Below are 15,725 nucleotides of genomic sequence, written 5' to 3'. Positions count from 1 at the left end.
GTTGATTACTTACAGCTCATTCATGCGATCAACAATCCAATCCAATTGTTCGTCCGGAGTCAAATGGCTGTTGTTAAGTACAATTGCATCCTCAGCTTTTCGGAGCGGACTTTCATCGCGGTTTTCATCGATAAAATCTCTTTTTGAAACGTTTTCTCTGATTTCGTCCAATGAAATGTTTTCTCCTTTATCTTTTAGTTCTTTATAACGGCGAATGGCTCTTATTTCCACATCGGCAGTCATAAATATTTTTAAATCGGCATTTGGGAAAACCACAGTTCCAATATCCCTGCCGTCCATTATAACTCCACCTTCCTTGCTTAATTCACGCTGAAAAGCCACCATTTTCTCACGCACAAATTTGATTTTCGCAATCAGACTTACGTTGTTCGAAACAGCCATTTGGCGAATCTCATCTTCAACCAACTCAGCATTTAAATAAGTCTCGTGACGCTGTTTTTCAGTATTGTACTGAAAAGAGATGTTTACCTGATCGATTAAATGAGCCAGCTTATTTTCATCTACTTTGTCGCCGGAAATTAAGTTGTTTCTCATGGCAAACAGAGTAACCACTCTGTACATTGCGCCACTATCAATATAAGTGTATTTAATTTTTTTTGCCAAATCCTTGGCAACAGTACTTTTTCCGCACGACGAATGTCCGTCGATTGCTATAATTAGTTTCTTTTCAGGTATATCCATTCTATTTATTGCTCGATTTTTTTGTGCAATTGGGTACAAAAGTATAAAGAAAATCGATCAAAATATGAGATTTGGAACTAAAAATAGGGGGTGTAAAAGATTATAGTCTCCTGTAAACGATTGAAATGCGCAATTTGAATTATTTTTTTTAGAAATTAAAGTCGCTTAATCGGGTGCTGATTGAAAAATGATTGCTTGCACCTGCCAAATGATACTTTGCCGAGGCAAAACTAACCTGGAAACGCGATACTTTAACTCCAAATCCCCAGGTGAATCCAACAGTCGAAGTTTTTTCATCAACTTTAAGTTCCATTCTTCGCTGAAAGTTGTACCCCAGCCGAATACTAAAGTTCTTCGATGGCAAAAACTCTGTACCTAAAATAAAGTGTTTCAGAGCTTTGTCGGAGAAACTGTCTTTGCCTGATTTTGAAAAAGAATCGTCAGTGCTATTTAATTCGGATTCGTAAGTCAGATCAAATTCTTCAAGATGGCGGTAGTTGATTGCAAAACGGAAAGGAGCATGCTGCAGTTTAGTGCTCATTCCAATTAATACTTCATTCGGAAGATCTTCCCGATGCGATCCGTAGTAAGCTTTTATCTGATAACCAAAATTTCGTGCCACAATCGAGGCTCTGAATAGTTCATCGGAACTGTCGTAGATCAAGGCCAAATCGGCAGCCAAACCAAAAGAGCTGTATTTTTCCAAGGCCGAATAAACTGGTTTAATTGAAGCTCCCACACGAATATTCTTATTCAATTGCCTGCCATAACTAATAATCAGCGCGTAATCGGAAGCTTTAAAATTGCCGGTTATTTCTCCAAATTCGTTTGCTTCGGTAAATTTTCCATAATTTACGTAATGCATTGCCAATGAAAAGGTGCCGATTTTAGCGTAATCTTTGGTGTAGGAAGCGTATCCGTAATTGATATCAGTTAGGTAATTTACGTAATTCAATGCCACTTTTTGATCCAAATCGGGATGGAGGGCTGCAGGATTGTAAAAAGAGTAATCTGCATCAACATCGCTTAATGCAATTTGATCTCCTCCCATGGCAGCAACTCTGGCTGAACTTCCTAAATTCAGGAATTCGTATATGTTTTCTCCACCACTTTGGCCTTTCAGCGTAAGACTTGCAAGAAGAGAAATGACGATTAGAATTGCTGTTTTATTCATAGAATTGATGGCTTAGGCATCCTAAAGATAGAAATCCGAATGAAAAGATTCTTGCTTACAGTTGTTCTTTTTTCTTTTTAAGGCGATCGACTACTTCGTAAACTGCAGGACAGTAATGTGTATTTTTTAATGTAAGATCGAGTATTTGATAAAAGCGTTTGCGATCGGTATGCGGATATTCGCGGCAGGCACGGGGACGATTTTCATAAACCATGCAGTAATTGTCTGGCATCAAAAACGGACAAGGGGTTTCCTTAAACACATAATCGTTTTCATTGTCCATATATAAATATTGATTGATGAACTCGGAAGGTTTCATTCTAAACTGTTTTGCCAGGCGTTCAATGTCCTTATCGATAACAATCGGACTAATGCTCTTGCAGCAATTGGCACATTCCAGGCAATCCAGATCTTCGAATACTTCATCATGAAGTGTGTGAACAATAGAATCCAATTGTTTGGGTTTCTTTTTTTTAAGTCTGGTGAATAATTCTTTGGTAGCAGTTTCGGTATTTTTTGCATTCTGCTTCAACAACTCCAAATCGATCTTTATTTTGCCCATTATCTAATTCTATTTTTTGAAGTTTCAGTTTCGTTTGCGAGAGAAATAATCCGCTAATAATAGATATCTCAACTCTTCTTTGGAAATTGAGAATTTTAATGAGTACAAAAATAGCCGTAAAAATCGGAATTACATGGATGAGATTATTGGTTTTAGTAATTCTAATGAGATGTAAGCCGAAGCGGATGCGAATAGCTTAGGTTGTGGTAAGGTAATTTACTCTTTGGCTTTTGGTTGCGCATTTAATGTAGTGGCATGTTAAATTAAAAAGCATTGTGCTTGTATTTTAATGACAAATTACTGATAAACGATAATAAATAGTTGTAAAACAGAAATATATTTCTTAAATTCGTATGTTCATTATTTAATATATTATTGCTATGAAAAGTAACCGAAGAGTTTTAAAGCATTTAGCATCATCTTTTTATTTATTCTACATAATCAGTCTTTTAGGCTTGGTTGGTGCTGTGTTGTCATTTTTTATGGATTTAATTTTTGATTGGGATGGAGCGGTAGAAATGAGATTTAAGGTTATTTCAAGTTTTGTAGAACTTCCGACTAGTTTTACAATGCTTGATGGTAGTAAGTTTAATGGTGTGGGTGAGTTTTATATTTTGCCACGTGTTCTTGAAATAGATAATCTAAGTTATTGGATTCTAAGTTGGTTAGATCAGTTTATGTTGTTTGGTGTTGCGGTGTTCTTAACAAGGCAATTAAAGGAGGTGTTTGAATCAATATCATTGGCTTCAAAGAGTAATCTGTTCTTTGTTCGTAAAAATTACACTCGAATTAAGAGGGTTGGGCTAGTTTTAATTATTTTTTGTATTTATATGTTTATTGAATCCACTATTTATTCATATCTTTTTTTGAAAGACCTGCATGTTATGGATATAGCAATACATGTTAATCCTGATTTTAGTGTATTGTTTGGGATTTTTCCAGCTTTGATAGTTCTTGCAATTGCTCAAGTGTATAAAGCAGGAATTGAAATGAAAGAAGAAAGTGATTTAGTCATCTAAGGAATTTCAATTATGCCTATAATAACAAATTTAGATGTGATGCTGGCCAAGCGAAAGATGAGTTCGAAAGAGCTTGCAGATCGAATTGGGATAACGGTAGCCAATTTATCTATTCTGAAGAGTGGTAAAGCGAAAGCCATTCGTTTTTCTACATTGGAAGCTATTTGTCGGGAACTCCATTGCAAACCAGCTGATATTTTGGATTATATACCGTGTGAAGATAATTCCCCAAATTAATATGGGTTGAAATTTTCATTGATGGAATTTACGTGATTTTTATTTTTCGAATAAAAACTAAAAAATTAGCTTTAAGCCGTTTCTGCAGGTTTGTTGTTGGTAAGAGATTCTGCAATAAAATTATAATTGTTTACGAGATTCATAATTGGTGTTTGCAATAGCTCCAATATTCTTATGTCTAAAAAATATGTCTGTCAGGTTTGAGTCAGTTAAAATTTTTAAGTCCTAAGCGTAGGTGGAGTTGTTGTTGGTTGCCTCGATGTAATTAATAATCTCTTTCAGACTAATGTTTTCAATGTGTTGAGTTTCTAAAATATCTGTTTTAGAATTGAATTTAGAGGAAATGGTCTGTGCGAATTATTACTTGGCGGAATTGTTTTTTTTTAATTGTAAATACTCCTCGTGCAGTAAAATGTGTTTCTCCTGTAATTCTACCAATTTGTGCAGGAGGACTGCATTTTCGTTTAAAAGATCGTTTATTTTTTTTGTATTGTGATAAATTACATCTGGTTCTTCTATTTTTATCTGTTTGTCTTCTCCTTGCTTAGTGTTGCTGTCCAATATTTTTTTTAGCAAATAGTTGGCATCTTTATTACAGGCAATTGAAATCTGTTTTAAGGTCTCAGGTTTCCAATTGTCTTTCTTCATATAGGCATATATTGTTCGCCTGTCAACATTAATTCTTCTTGCAATTTCAGTAATTGGCAACCCCGATTCCGTAATTAATGTTTTTATAATATCGCCTTTTGACATGAGGTGTGAATTATTTAATCAAAAAGTGTCTATTTAATTTGGACAGCTTTGTGAAATTTATAATCTTTATTATGAAATAGAATAAGAGTTATGTGATCTCTAGCGCACAAATTAAGCAATAGTTTTAAAATAGCGGTATTCAATGCAAAAAAAATTTAACATCAATGATCGATTGGGGAATTTAAAAGCCAAGGAAGGAGCTGCGCTCAGAAAAGCAATTGCACTAATGATGGGTAGAACAAGAGAGCATGTTAGCAGAATTCTTAATGCGCCGGAGGGTTCATCAAAAGATTTTCCTTCTGAAGTAATTATAAGGCTTGCTGATTTTTTTGAATGTAATCCTGAAGATTTATATAATACTCCACCCAGGCCAATAAATAAAAAAGAGTTGTTTAATGTAGAACATGACTGAGAAATTAAAAATCGCACTTTTGCTTTTTTTCGTGTTTTTGTAATGTAAGTATGATTAAGATGAATAATTATGATGTTTTTAGTACAAGAGCCAAAATGATTGACAGACTCTTGGTTGTATTATTTTTTGTGATATTATTGTTGGCTGTATATTGGGTTTGGTTATCTTATTCTTGGACTTTATCATTGAATTCTTCAATTTCTTGCCAATAACAAAAGACAATGTAGAAGTGTAGCGAGAGAATTCCGATGAAATATTATTTTAACAATTACAGGTTTCGTTTCTGGAGTTGTAGGATGAGTTTTTAACAGAAGTGACTATAATTACCTGATTTCAAAACAATTACCTTTTGTGTTGTTCTAGATAGATTTTAGTATAGATATGTTGAGTTTTTTTTGACGATAAAAAATACTTAAAATTAAATCCCTCAACTTTTCCTCTTGTCCCATTTTTTGGTACGAGATCTGTAACGGGCAAAAAATAAAAAACGCAAACAACAGGAATACTGTTATTTGCGTTTTACTTTGGGTGAAAGACCGGTCTCGAACCGGCGACCTCTGGAACCACAATCCAGCGCTCTAACCAACTGAGCTACAATCACCATTTTTGCTCTAATGCGGTGCAAATATAGAGAAATCTTTAATTATTATCCAAGTGTTTAATGAAAAAAATATAAAAATATATTCTGAAAGGATTATAAACTCTACCTTTGCAGGCAGTTAACTAATTTTAGTAAAATGGATTTTTTTATCGATAGAAAAGAAACAGAAGAATTGTTTCAGGAAATTTTCAAGAAAATTCAAATTCTTCGTAATGGTGAGACACATCATGAAATGAAAAAATTTGGATTGAAATACCCAAAATCATTGGGAGCAACAATTGTAAATTTGCGGGAAATTGGGAAAGATTATCAGAAGGATCATCTTTTAGCGCATAAATTGTGGACAAAAGGTTTTCGCGAATCGAAAATTGTGGCAACTCTTCTCGAAGAACCGGAAAAAGTGACAGGAGATCAGTTAGAGCGTTGGTTCGCCGAGATGGATTCAAATGAATTATTGGAGCAGGCAAGTATGAATCTTTTTCAGTATCTGCCTAATATAAAAGAGCTTGTTAAAGAGTGGGTGAAAAGTGAGGATGCCTCAAAACAGGTGTGTGCAGTAATGGTTGTTGGACGCCTGGCAATGGATAAAAATGAGGAGAGTGACAGGCTGTTCATCGATTTTATAGAAATGCTTCCAAAGAAATTCGAGGATGCTTACTTTTTGAATCAGGTAAAAAGAGCCTTGGGAAAAATTGCCCGAAGAGGAGATGTTGTTGTAAATAAGCTTGTTGCTTTGGTTTGCGAATTAAAGAGAGAGGATGAGGATTGGAAAGAGATTTGGGCTGATCTTCAATATGAACTTAATTTGTAAGTGTTTTTTAAGATATTTTATGATGTGATATGGCATTCACATCTAGGAAAAGAAAATTAAACAAAGTAAATTTGAGACAAATTTTTGCAACATTTAAGAATAGATTTTAAAGATTAATAGTTAACACATATGGGATATACAAAAAGTTCAAATCCTGTTCTAAGCGAAAAGATTTTTTACGCTTCAAGAAGTGGATCGTACAGTGAAGCAATGACGGTAAACGGAACCGTAAATAAAGTTGGTTTGTTACTGTTTTTCCTTGTAGCTGCAGCAAGTTATACATGGGGATTATACAATGATTCTATGGATTCATCGGTGGTAATGCCGTGGTTAATAGGTGGAGCTATTGCAGGCTTAATTCTTGCTGTTGCTACTGCTTTTAAGCCGGCTTGGTCTCCTTACACAGCTCCTTTTTATGCTTTAGCCGAAGGTTTAATGTTGGGAGGTTTATCAGCAATGATGAATTCGGCCTATCCTGGTATTGTAGTGCAGGCGGTTGGCTTAACATTTGCCACTTTGTTTGCAATGCTTTTTGCCTATAAATCAGGATTAATTAAAGCAACAGAAAAATTTAAGTCTGGAGTTATTGCTGCTACAGGTGGTATCTTTATATTTTACATGTTGAACTGGATTTTGAGCATGTTTGGCATTGGCTTAAATATCGCAAATGGTTCTGATTTACTAAGTATTGGGATCAGCCTGTTTATTGTTGTTATAGCTGCACTTAATCTGGTTTTAGATTTCGATTTTATTGAAAAAGGTGCCCAATCCGGAGCTCCAAAATATATGGAGTGGTATGGTGCATTTGGGCTGATGGTAACATTGGTTTGGTTGTATGTTGAATTGTTGAGATTGCTCTCGAAATTGGCAAGACGATAAAATTTACATTGAAACCCCAAATTACAAAACTTAAATTAAAACGAATCGAGTGAGGATAGTTGAAGTTTTAGATCAGACGCATCAAAAAGATTTTTTAGATATTGCCAGAACCATTTATAAGGATGATTCCAATTATGCGTGTCCGTTGGATGCTGAGATTGAAGGAATATTTGATCCGAAGGAAAATTCATTCTTTAAGCATGGTGAGGCAGGTCGATGGATATTGCAAAACGATGAAGGAAAAGTAATTGGCCGCATAGCTGCGTTTATTAACACCAATAAAGCTTTTTCTTTTGATCAGCCGACAGGCGGATGTGGTTTTTTTGAATGTGTAAATGACAAGAAGGCAGCTTTTCTTTTGTTTGATACAGCAAAAGAGTGGTTAACTGTGCGTGGTATGGAAGCCATGGATGGTCCGGTGAATTTTGGCGAAAATGATAATCATTGGGGACTTTTGGTTGATGGTTTTATGCCTCAGGGATACGGAATGCCATATCATCAAAAATATTACAAGGTATTTTTCGAGGAGTATGGCTTTAAGGTGTTCTTCGAGCAGTATAGCTATCATCTTGATTTAAAAAAGCCTTTCCCTGAACGATTTTGGAAAATTGCAGAGTGGGTTGCTAAAAAGCCGGGATTTACTTTTGAGCATTTTTCATATGCAAAATCGGAAAAATACATTCAGGATTTAATTGCAATTTATAATGAAGCATGGAAATTTCATGATAATTTCTCGCCGATAGATCCTGAGGATATCCGTAAAATGGCTCTTGATGGAAAAGGAGTAGTCGAGGAAGAATTCATTTGGTTTGCTTATCATGAAGGAAATCCAATTGCATTTTTTGTGATGATGCCGGATATCAATCAGATCTTGATAAAGATGGATGGTAAATTTAATTTCTGGAGTAAACTGAAATTTTTATATAATTTAAAAAAGAAAGCAATTACCCGCGCTCGAATCTCAATAATGGGTGTTGTTCCTAAATATCAAAGATTTGGGGTGGAGTCGGCAATCTTCTGGCACATGGATAAAGTGATGAAGAGAAAACCGCATTATAAAGAAGTGGAACTTTCGTGGGTGGGAGACTTTAATCCGAAAATGATTTCTATTTATGAGTCGGTTGGTGGTGTGAAAATGAAAACGCATTATACCTATCGTTTGCTTTTTGACCCTAATAAACCTTTTAAACGGACACCTATTATCCCTCTGGAAAACAGGGGAAGTAAGGCAAAAGAGAAAAAAGTAGTGGAAAGAGGAGAATAATTTATTTATTCTTTTGCAAAACAGATTACAATATTTACCTTTGCAGCCTATTGGAAGTAGATTATAAGAAACTAAAGGATATTAAAATGAAACAAGGAATACATCCGGAAAATTACCGTCTTGTAGCTTTTAAAGACATGTCAAACGAAACTGTTTTTATTGCTAAGTCGACTGCTAGAACTAAAGAAACTATTGAGTTCGAAGGCATTGAGTACCCAGTTATTAAGCTTGAGATCTCTAATACATCTCACCCTTTCTACACAGGTAAGATGACATTAGTAGATACTGCTGGTCGTGTTGATAAGTTCATGAATCGTTACAAGAAACACATGGACGGTAACAAGAAGTAAGATTAAAAAATCTACCATATTAAGAAAAAGCCTCGATTATTCGAGGCTTTTTTTTATTTTTGATCATACATAAAAATCCTTCGGATTTAAATTACTACTACAATGAATTATATTCTTTTTGATGATGGGACTTGGAATGATCTGCGTCCACTCACATTTACCCGTCCGGTATCCGAGATTCGGGTTGGCATTTTAAGCATTCGTGAAAAATGGGAGAAATATCTTACAGCCAGCTTAAGTCATTTTACGCAGGATTATTTATCTGTAAAATATCCAATCTTTGTTCAGGAACAAAATGTATTGATTAATGGTTCGGTACTTCCGGATGAGAGGTTGAAAGATGCAATTTGGAATTTAAAAGTGGGAGAGTATCTTGCAAAGGATGGAGTTATTCTGGCTGCTAATTTTTTGGCTGCTGACCTTGAGTTAGTGAACAAGGAAGGAATTGAAGCAAAAGTTAAAGTTGTGTATAAACAGGCTGTTGATCGAATCGCAATGCCTTACGATATATTTGGAAGTAATGACAAGGCTCTTCGTGCCGATTTTGAATTGCTGACCAAAGGAAGACAATCGCAGACGATAAGTGATACGGTAAATGTTCTTGGAAAGGAGAATATATTTCTTGAAGTAGGAGCAAAAGTAGAATTTGCATGTCTTAATGCTGTTGACGGCCCAATTTACATTGGAAAAGATGCAGTTATTATGGAAGGATGTTTGGTGCGTGGTCCTTTGGCCATGTGCGAACATGCAGAATTAAAAATGGGTGCCAAAGTGTATGGTGCAACTACATTAGGTCCCTACTGCAAATGTGGCGGAGAATTAAATAATGTGGTGTTGTTTGGTTATTCGAGCAAAGCACATGATGGTTTTTTAGGAAATGCAGTATTGGGCGAATGGTGTAATATTGGTGCTGATACGAATAATTCAAATTTGAAAAACAATTATTCGGAAGTGAAGTTGTGGAACTACTCAAGTGAAAGTTTTGAAAAAACAGGCTTGCAGTTTTGTGGTACTATTATGGGCGATCACTCTAAATGCGGAATTAATACCATGTTGAATACCGGCACTGTTATTGGTGTAAGTGCCAATGTGTTTGGAGCCGGATTCCCCCGCAATTTTATTCCTTCTTTTGCAATGGGCGGCAATCATGGTTTTAAGGAATATCGCTTAAAAGCAACTTTCGAAGTTGCTGATTTGGTAATGCAGCGCAGAGGTTTGGAATTTAATGAGGTGGAGAAAAATATATTAACAAACGTATTTGAAATGACCAAAGAGTATCGGAAATCATTTTAGCACAAATCCTTATTATATTAATATGAGTTCTTTCTGTTAACTGATAGAACTCATTTTTTATTTTGGCATAGCTATTGCCAAGTAAACAGTGACCAATTAATTTTGGTGGAAACAGACATTTTGTCATTTTTTACAGGACATAAGTTTGTTTTCTTTATAGTGAGTAATGAGAACATGACAAGCGAAATAATGAGCAGAAAGATTGAAATCAATATAAGTGATATCGCATTGACGAATATGATGGACGAAGATTCAGATTTTATTCCAATTATAACCGATGAGGATGAAAATGCGCTGGACGAACTAGTTGTTCCTGACAGTTTGCCAATTTTGCCTCTTCGTAACACGGTTTTATTTCCTGGCGTAGTAATTCCTATTTCGGTAGGAAGAGAGAAATCCTTGAAATTAGTTCGTGAAGTATACAGCAAGAAGGGGATGTTGGGAGCAGCCACTCAAATAGATTTGAGTGTTGAAGATCCGCATTTCGATGATATTTATAAAATTGGAACGGTAGCTCAAATTATCAAAATTTTGGAAATGCCTGATGGTTCTACCACAGTTATTTTACAAGGTAAAAAGAGATTTGAGTTGCAGGAAATAATTTCAGAGGAGCCTTACCACATTGCTAAGATTAAAACGCTGAAAGATATTCGTCCTGTTGAGGAAGATAATGAGTTTAAAGCTCTTATATCTTCTGTTAAGGATATGGCCGTTAAGGTGATCAAATTGTCGCCGCACATTCCTAATGAGGCTAGTTTTGCAATCAAGAATATCGAAGGATCTTCTTTTTTAATCAACTTTATTTCAAGTAATTCTGAGATTAAGCACAACCAGAAACAGAAGTTGCTTGAGATTGAGGAGATTGCCGGCAGAGCAATGAAACTTTTGGAGTTATTGGTTCGTGAAGTGCAGGTTTTGGAGCTGAAAGATGATATTCAGACCAAGGTGAAAACCGATATGGATCAGCAGCAAAGAGAATACTTGCTGCACCAGCAAATGAAAACCATTCAGGATGAATTGGGCGGAGGGCCAAACGATCAGGATGTAGAAGAGTTGGAAGAAAGGGCACAAACAAAAAAATGGACCGACGAAGTTGCTGCTGTTTTTGAAAAAGAATTGAATAAACTTCAGCGTCTGAATCCTGCTTCTGCAGAATATTCGGTGCAATTAAATTACCTTGAGGAGTTGCTTGATTTACCATGGAGCGAATGCACCAAGGATAATTTTAACCTGAAAAGAGCTCAAAGAATTCTAGATCAGGATCACTTTGGTTTGGAAAAAGTAAAAGACAGAATTATTGAGCATTTGGCTGTATTAAAACTAAAAGGGGATTTAAAATCACCGATTTTATGTTTGTACGGACCTCCGGGCGTAGGTAAAACATCTTTAGGAAAATCAATTGCGAGAGCCTTGGATCGAAAGTATGCCAGAATGTCTCTAGGCGGATTGCATGATGAGTCAGAAATTCGTGGTCACAGAAAGACATATATTGGTGCAATGCCGGGAAGAATTATTCAGGGAATGAAAAAAGCCGGTTCATCCAATCCTGTTTTTATTTTGGATGAGATTGATAAAGTAAGTAATGATTTTAGAGGAGATCCATCTTCGGCTTTGTTGGAGGTTCTTGATCCTGAGCAGAATAGTGCATTTCATGATAACTTTTTGGATGTAGACTACGATTTGTCGAATGTGATGTTTGTAGCAACGGCCAATAATATTGGGGCGATTTCAGCTCCTCTTCGCGATCGTATGGAAATGATTGATGTAAGTGGTTACATTCAGGAAGAAAAAGTACAGATTGCCAAGACTCATTTGATTCCAAAGCAAATGGAGAATCATGGGATTACTGCTGATAATATTAAAATCTCGAAGGAGGTAATTGCCGAAATCATCGATAAATATACCCGTGAGTCGGGTGTAAGAGCATTGGATCAACGAATTGCCAAGTTAATGAGGCGTATTGCCCGTAAGGTGGCAATGGACGAAGAATATGATATTAACATAAAGATTGAAGATCTGAAAGAATTTTTAGGTGCACCAATCTTTAACCGCGATAAATATCAAGGGAATGAATATGCCGGTGTAGTTACAGGTTTGGCCTGGACTTCGGTTGGCGGAGAAATCTTGTTCATCGAATCGAGTCTGTCGGCTGGAAAAGGGAAATTAACCCTTACCGGGAACTTGGGCGATGTAATGAAAGAATCGGCACTACTGGCACAAGAATATTTGAGAGCGCACTGTGGTGCATTGGGAATTAAAAAGGAAACTTTTGATGAGTGGAACCTTCATGTTCACGTACCCGAAGGGGCGATTCCAAAAGACGGACCTTCGGCTGGTGTGACTATGGTAACTGCAATGGCTTCAATTTTCACACAGCGTAAAGTGAAAAAACATCTGGCTATGACAGGTGAAATAACACTTCGCGGAAAAGTATTGCCTGTAGGAGGAATTAAGGAGAAAATTTTGGCAGCTAAGAGAGCCGGAATTAAGGAAATTATTCTTTGTAACCAGAATAAAAAAGACATTGAGGAAATTAAAGAGATTTATTTAAAAGGTCTTAAATTCCACTTTGTTGATGAGATTATGGAAGTTTTGGATATTGCCTTGATGAAGCAAAAGGTAGATAATCCCATAAAATTATAATTTGGAGTAGATTTAGAAAAAGGCTTTCGAAAGAAAGCCTTTTTTTGTTTCGGTTCCTTGAAACCATAAAATTTCTTACTTTTAAACTGATATACCAATTTAATTTCAAAACACATTGTCTACCTATGAATGAAAAAGGAAAATATTTTATTGTAGCTCTTGGTTTAATCTTGTTAGGGCTATTGTTTTGGTATTTCAGTAACATAGTAACTTACGTTTTAATTTCGGTTGTTCTTTCTTTCATCGGACGTCCGGTTGTCGACTTTTTAAATGGTTTAAAAATTAAGAAATGGCAATTCCCTTCGGTTTTATCGGCGGGGATAACACTCATTCTTTTGTGGATGGTCATGATCATGTTCTTCCGCACCTTCATTCCAATGATTGCATCGCAGGCCCAGGATCTATCAAATATAGATGTGAATGCGGCAGTTCAAAGTCTTGAAGAACCAATGCAAAGAATAGAAGCATTTGTGGTAAAGTATTCTGCTAATGGCGAGGCTTTTGACCTGAAAGCAGTTCTGGTTAAAAATATTTCATCATTTGTGAAAATATCTGATGTTTCAGATATTTTTAGTTCGCTGGTTGGTACTTTGGGAAATGCATTTATTGCTTTGTTTTCGATCTCTTTCATTACTTTTTTCTTTTTGAAGGACAGCAGTTTGTTTACCGAGGGAGTTGTGGTTTTGGTTCCGGCCCGCAACGAAGAAGGCGTTCGCCATGTATTGGATTCGATCAAAAAATTGTTAATGCGCTATTTTGTAGGATTGTTTTTTGAGGTGATACTCGTTGGCTTTATGGTAACCATTGGTCTTACCATTGTTGGTTTGCCTTTTAGTACCGCAGTTGTAATCGGCTTGTTTGCAGGTATCATGAATGTGATTCCTTACATTGGGCCAATCATCGGAGCCTGTTTTGGTATGATTATCGGAATTGCGACCAATTTAGATGTTGATTTTTATACAGGAATTGTTCCTTTGTTAGGATATATGGCGATTGTATTTGCAACGGTTCAGGTGATCGATAATATTTTGTTTCAGCCCTTAATTTATTCCAATAGTGTAAATGCTCATCCTCTCGAGATATTTATTGTGATTATCATGGCAGGAAGTATGGCAGGTATTTTAGGAATGATGCTGGCAATACCATCTTACACAATTATGCGTGTTATTGCAAAAGAGTTTTTTAACAAATACCGGTTTGTAAAGAAACTGACGGAAAAAATTTAGTTGGGATGCAGGTTATCCATAAAACAAAAAAAGCTTGATTCATTCTCGAATCAAGCTTTTTTGTATCTGACAACAAAAGTATATCAATAGCTTTTAAAGGCTTGAAGCCTCAAAATGCTCTTTTAGTATTTTTAGTTCTTCTTCAAATCCTAATTTTTCTCCTTCGTACAATTTCATAATTCGCTCATCAACAGTAACCAATTGTTGTGGCAGTTCAAGATGCTGGTTGGTGAAAATCATTTCCATGTCTGGATTTTGCACTTGCATCACTTCCACTAAATCCATAATTGATTTGTTGTATTCCACCAAATTGTAAACTCCTGAATCTAATTTTCCACCCAAAAGGTTGGCTAAAATACTACTGGTTTTTTCCAAAGAAATAAACGGACGTTTTTGGTTCCCGCTTCCGTGGATAGAAATACGACCAACAAAGTGAGAATCGAAAAGTAAGCTGTTTAGAATCCCTTTCATATTCATGCTTACGCCGTAACCAAAAACATTTCCCAAACGAATAATCTGAGTGTTTATTTTCGACATGATTCGCTCAACATGCTGTTCGCCTCTTAAAGTAGAACTTCCTAACGAAGTAGTTGGTTCAGGAATTGAGTAAATATCAAATTCATTATCAGAATAACCGTAAACAGCTGTTGAACTAACGTATACCAACTGTTTTACGTTGCTTTCTTCTATGGCATAAACCAACTCAGCGGTTCCCCAGTTATTAACCTGTTCATGAAGATGATGAAGCTTATCGTTGTCCGAATTTTCAGCAGCAAGATGATAAACAACATCTACATCCTTAATAATTTTATCGAGAGTTCTTGAATCCAAAAGTTCACCTCTAACAAAAGTTAGTTTACCAGGTTTTATTTGGGAGTGTAAAAACAGATTGAAGTTGGCCTGATGCAGATTATCCAATACAATAATTTCTTTTACATCAGGATTCTGATTCAATTTTATGCATAATTCGGTGCCAATGTAACCGGCACCACCTGTAATTAATACTCTCATTGTATCTGTGTTTTAATTTCGGATTATTAGCTTCAATTATTATTTGTCTTTTTTAATCACCAAATCGGTATTTAAACCGCATTCGGTTTTTTTCATTCCAAACCATCGTGCCGACCGATCATCTCCCAAAGTCATTTTTCGTGTGCAGGGTTCACAGCCAATGCTGTCGTAACCTTTTGCTTCGAGCGGATGACGGGGAAGATTGTGCTCTTTAATGTACTTGTAAATTTCCTGCTTGCTCCAGTCTAACATCGGATGAAACCGGATGACACCATGAGGAGCATCCTGTTCTATGTTCATCGCTTTTCGAACAGCCGACTGATCTGCCCGAACACCATTGATCCAAACATCGTGATCAGCCAAAACACCATCCAGAGGTTGCACTTTATTTAGGAAACAACAGTAATCAGGATCAGAGGTGAAAAGAAAATTTCCTTTTGCATCTTTTTGTTGTGCTTTTGGTATTGAAGATTTTGCATCGATAATTTTCAATCCAAATTCTTCGGCGATTTGATCTTTAAACTGAATGGTTTCAGGGAATAAAAATCCGGTATTGATAAAATAAACAGGTATTGTATTGTCTATTCGGCTGATGATATGAAGTAAAACAAGACTGTGCGATTGAAAAGAAGATGTGGTAAACATCGTCTTTCCTTCGGCTTTGTATTGTTTCAGTTTCCTTTTTATGCTTTCAAAATCCATTGTAAAAATCCTTTTGCCTTGCTAAATCCTAAGGCGGGTAAATGTGTATGTAAAGGATGGTAAAGATACTAATAAATATTCCAAAT

Annotated in this window: 16 protein-coding genes and 1 tRNA gene; 10 read left to right on the top strand and 7 right to left on the bottom strand. The window is 35.9% G+C overall.

Annotated elements, in window-relative coordinates; genetic code table 11:
* Positions 1–9: 9 nt before the first annotated feature.
* From cmk to ACHZAX_RS17215, 3 genes are all read right to left on the bottom strand, one after another.
* Positions 10–702 (bottom strand): (d)CMP kinase, encoded by a 693-nt coding sequence (gene cmk / locus ACHZAX_RS17225; protein ID WP_320019962.1) that lies wholly within the window; start codon positions 700–702, stop codon positions 10–12.
* A gap of 148 nt (positions 703–850) precedes the next feature.
* Positions 851–1,876, bottom strand: coding sequence for a type IX secretion system protein PorQ (gene porQ / locus ACHZAX_RS17220; RefSeq protein ID WP_320019961.1), 1,026 nt, complete (start codon positions 1,874–1,876; stop codon positions 851–853).
* A gap of 55 nt (positions 1,877–1,931) precedes the next feature.
* Positions 1,932–2,438, bottom strand: a complete 507-nt coding sequence (locus ACHZAX_RS17215; protein ID WP_101308059.1) for a YkgJ family cysteine cluster protein — start codon at positions 2,436–2,438, stop codon at positions 1,932–1,934.
* Positions 2,439–2,818: 380 nt separating this feature from the next.
* Here ACHZAX_RS17215 and ACHZAX_RS17210 point away from each other — a divergent pair, with 380 nt between their 5' ends.
* Positions 2,819–3,457 (top strand): DUF2975 domain-containing protein, encoded by a 639-nt coding sequence (locus tag ACHZAX_RS17210; protein WP_101308060.1) that lies wholly within the window; start codon positions 2,819–2,821, stop codon positions 3,455–3,457.
* Between the two features lie 12 nt (positions 3,458–3,469).
* Complete coding sequence (locus ACHZAX_RS17205) at positions 3,470–3,694, top strand: helix-turn-helix domain-containing protein (RefSeq protein WP_101308061.1); 225 nt, start codon at positions 3,470–3,472, stop codon at positions 3,692–3,694.
* Between the two features lie 360 nt (positions 3,695–4,054).
* Here the strand turns inward: ACHZAX_RS17205 and ACHZAX_RS17200 are convergent, their stop codons facing one another.
* Positions 4,055–4,447, bottom strand: coding sequence for a terminase gpP N-terminus-related DNA-binding protein (locus ACHZAX_RS17200; protein ID WP_156195621.1), 393 nt, complete (start codon positions 4,445–4,447; stop codon positions 4,055–4,057).
* A gap of 142 nt (positions 4,448–4,589) precedes the next feature.
* Between ACHZAX_RS17200 and ACHZAX_RS17195 the strand changes: the two genes are divergently transcribed.
* The gene (locus tag ACHZAX_RS17195; RefSeq protein WP_101308063.1) at positions 4,590–4,859 is read left to right on the top strand and encodes a hypothetical protein; all 270 of its coding nucleotides are present in this window, start codon (positions 4,590–4,592) and stop codon (positions 4,857–4,859) included.
* A gap of 526 nt (positions 4,860–5,385) precedes the next feature.
* Here the strand turns inward: ACHZAX_RS17195 and ACHZAX_RS17190 are convergent.
* A tRNA-His gene (locus tag ACHZAX_RS17190) sits at positions 5,386–5,461 on the bottom strand.
* A 135-nt stretch (positions 5,462–5,596) separates the two neighbouring features.
* On the opposite strand from ACHZAX_RS17190, the gene ACHZAX_RS17185 reads away from it, so the two are divergent.
* From ACHZAX_RS17185 to ACHZAX_RS17155, 7 genes are all read left to right on the top strand, one after another.
* On the top strand, positions 5,597–6,271 hold the full coding sequence (locus ACHZAX_RS17185) for a DNA alkylation repair protein (RefSeq protein ID WP_320019960.1): 675 nt from the start codon (positions 5,597–5,599) through the stop codon (positions 6,269–6,271).
* A 129-nt stretch (positions 6,272–6,400) separates the two neighbouring features.
* A complete protein-coding gene (locus ACHZAX_RS17180; RefSeq protein ID WP_320019959.1) occupies positions 6,401–7,150 on the top strand; it encodes a Bax inhibitor-1/YccA family protein in 750 nt (249 codons plus the stop codon).
* 49 nt (positions 7,151–7,199) lie between these two features.
* Positions 7,200–8,414 carry an N-acetyltransferase gene (locus ACHZAX_RS17175; RefSeq protein ID WP_180327165.1) on the top strand — a complete coding sequence of 405 codons (1,215 nt, stop codon included), beginning with the start codon at positions 7,200–7,202 and terminating at the stop codon, positions 8,412–8,414.
* 86 nt (positions 8,415–8,500) lie between these two features.
* On the top strand, positions 8,501–8,764 hold the full coding sequence (locus tag ACHZAX_RS17170; protein ID WP_101308277.1) for a type B 50S ribosomal protein L31: 264 nt from the start codon (positions 8,501–8,503) through the stop codon (positions 8,762–8,764).
* Positions 8,765–8,866: 102 nt separating this feature from the next.
* Entirely contained in the window at positions 8,867–10,057 is a 1,191-nt protein-coding gene (locus tag ACHZAX_RS17165) for a GlmU family protein (protein WP_101308066.1), read from the top strand.
* A 189-nt stretch (positions 10,058–10,246) separates the two neighbouring features.
* Positions 10,247–12,700 (top strand): endopeptidase La, encoded by a 2,454-nt coding sequence (gene lon / locus ACHZAX_RS17160; protein WP_101308278.1) that lies wholly within the window; start codon positions 10,247–10,249, stop codon positions 12,698–12,700.
* A 125-nt stretch (positions 12,701–12,825) separates the two neighbouring features.
* Positions 12,826–13,926, top strand: a complete 1,101-nt coding sequence (locus ACHZAX_RS17155) for an AI-2E family transporter (protein ID WP_101308067.1) — start codon at positions 12,826–12,828, stop codon at positions 13,924–13,926.
* Positions 13,927–14,019: 93 nt separating this feature from the next.
* On the opposite strand, the gene ACHZAX_RS17150 is transcribed toward ACHZAX_RS17155, so the two are convergent.
* Both ACHZAX_RS17150 and ACHZAX_RS17145 read right to left on the bottom strand, forming a co-directional pair.
* Complete coding sequence (locus ACHZAX_RS17150; protein ID WP_101308068.1) at positions 14,020–14,937, bottom strand: NAD-dependent epimerase/dehydratase family protein; 918 nt, start codon at positions 14,935–14,937, stop codon at positions 14,020–14,022.
* 39 nt (positions 14,938–14,976) lie between these two features.
* Positions 14,977–15,639, bottom strand: coding sequence for a phosphoadenylyl-sulfate reductase (locus ACHZAX_RS17145; RefSeq protein ID WP_101308069.1), 663 nt, complete (start codon positions 15,637–15,639; stop codon positions 14,977–14,979).
* Positions 15,640–15,725 lie beyond the last annotated feature (86 nt).

The organism is Labilibaculum manganireducens (genome assembly GCF_963665805.2).
GTDB lineage: Bacteria > Bacteroidota > Bacteroidia > Bacteroidales > Marinifilaceae > Labilibaculum > Labilibaculum manganireducens.
The sequence above is the reverse complement of the archived record's forward strand: the minus strand, read 5'-3'. Positions and strand labels throughout refer to the sequence as shown.

Coding starts and splice junctions, on each gene's coding strand:
- ACHZAX_RS17185 (WP_320019960.1), top strand. CDS start 5,597: ATGGATTTTTTTATCGATAGAAAAGAAACAGAAGAATTGTTTCAGGAA.
- cmk (WP_320019962.1), bottom strand. CDS start 702: ATGGATATACCTGAAAAGAAACTAATTATAGCAATCGACGGACATTCG.
- ACHZAX_RS17200 (WP_156195621.1), bottom strand. CDS start 4,447: ATGTCAAAAGGCGATATTATAAAAACATTAATTACGGAATCGGGGTTG.
- ACHZAX_RS17180 (WP_320019959.1), top strand. CDS start 6,401: ATGGGATATACAAAAAGTTCAAATCCTGTTCTAAGCGAAAAGATTTTT.
- ACHZAX_RS17145 (WP_101308069.1), bottom strand. CDS start 15,639: ATGGATTTTGAAAGCATAAAAAGGAAACTGAAACAATACAAAGCCGAA.
- ACHZAX_RS17215 (WP_101308059.1), bottom strand. CDS start 2,438: ATGGGCAAAATAAAGATCGATTTGGAGTTGTTGAAGCAGAATGCAAAA.
- ACHZAX_RS17195 (WP_101308063.1), top strand. CDS start 4,590: ATGCAAAAAAAATTTAACATCAATGATCGATTGGGGAATTTAAAAGCC.
- ACHZAX_RS17165 (WP_101308066.1), top strand. CDS start 8,867: ATGAATTATATTCTTTTTGATGATGGGACTTGGAATGATCTGCGTCCA.
- lon (WP_101308278.1), top strand. CDS start 10,247: ATGAGCAGAAAGATTGAAATCAATATAAGTGATATCGCATTGACGAAT.
- ACHZAX_RS17150 (WP_101308068.1), bottom strand. CDS start 14,937: ATGAGAGTATTAATTACAGGTGGTGCCGGTTACATTGGCACCGAATTA.
- ACHZAX_RS17210 (WP_101308060.1), top strand. CDS start 2,819: ATGAAAAGTAACCGAAGAGTTTTAAAGCATTTAGCATCATCTTTTTAT.
- porQ (WP_320019961.1), bottom strand. CDS start 1,876: ATGAATAAAACAGCAATTCTAATCGTCATTTCTCTTCTTGCAAGTCTT.
- ACHZAX_RS17205 (WP_101308061.1), top strand. CDS start 3,470: ATGCCTATAATAACAAATTTAGATGTGATGCTGGCCAAGCGAAAGATG.
- ACHZAX_RS17155 (WP_101308067.1), top strand. CDS start 12,826: ATGAATGAAAAAGGAAAATATTTTATTGTAGCTCTTGGTTTAATCTTG.
- ACHZAX_RS17170 (WP_101308277.1), top strand. CDS start 8,501: ATGAAACAAGGAATACATCCGGAAAATTACCGTCTTGTAGCTTTTAAA.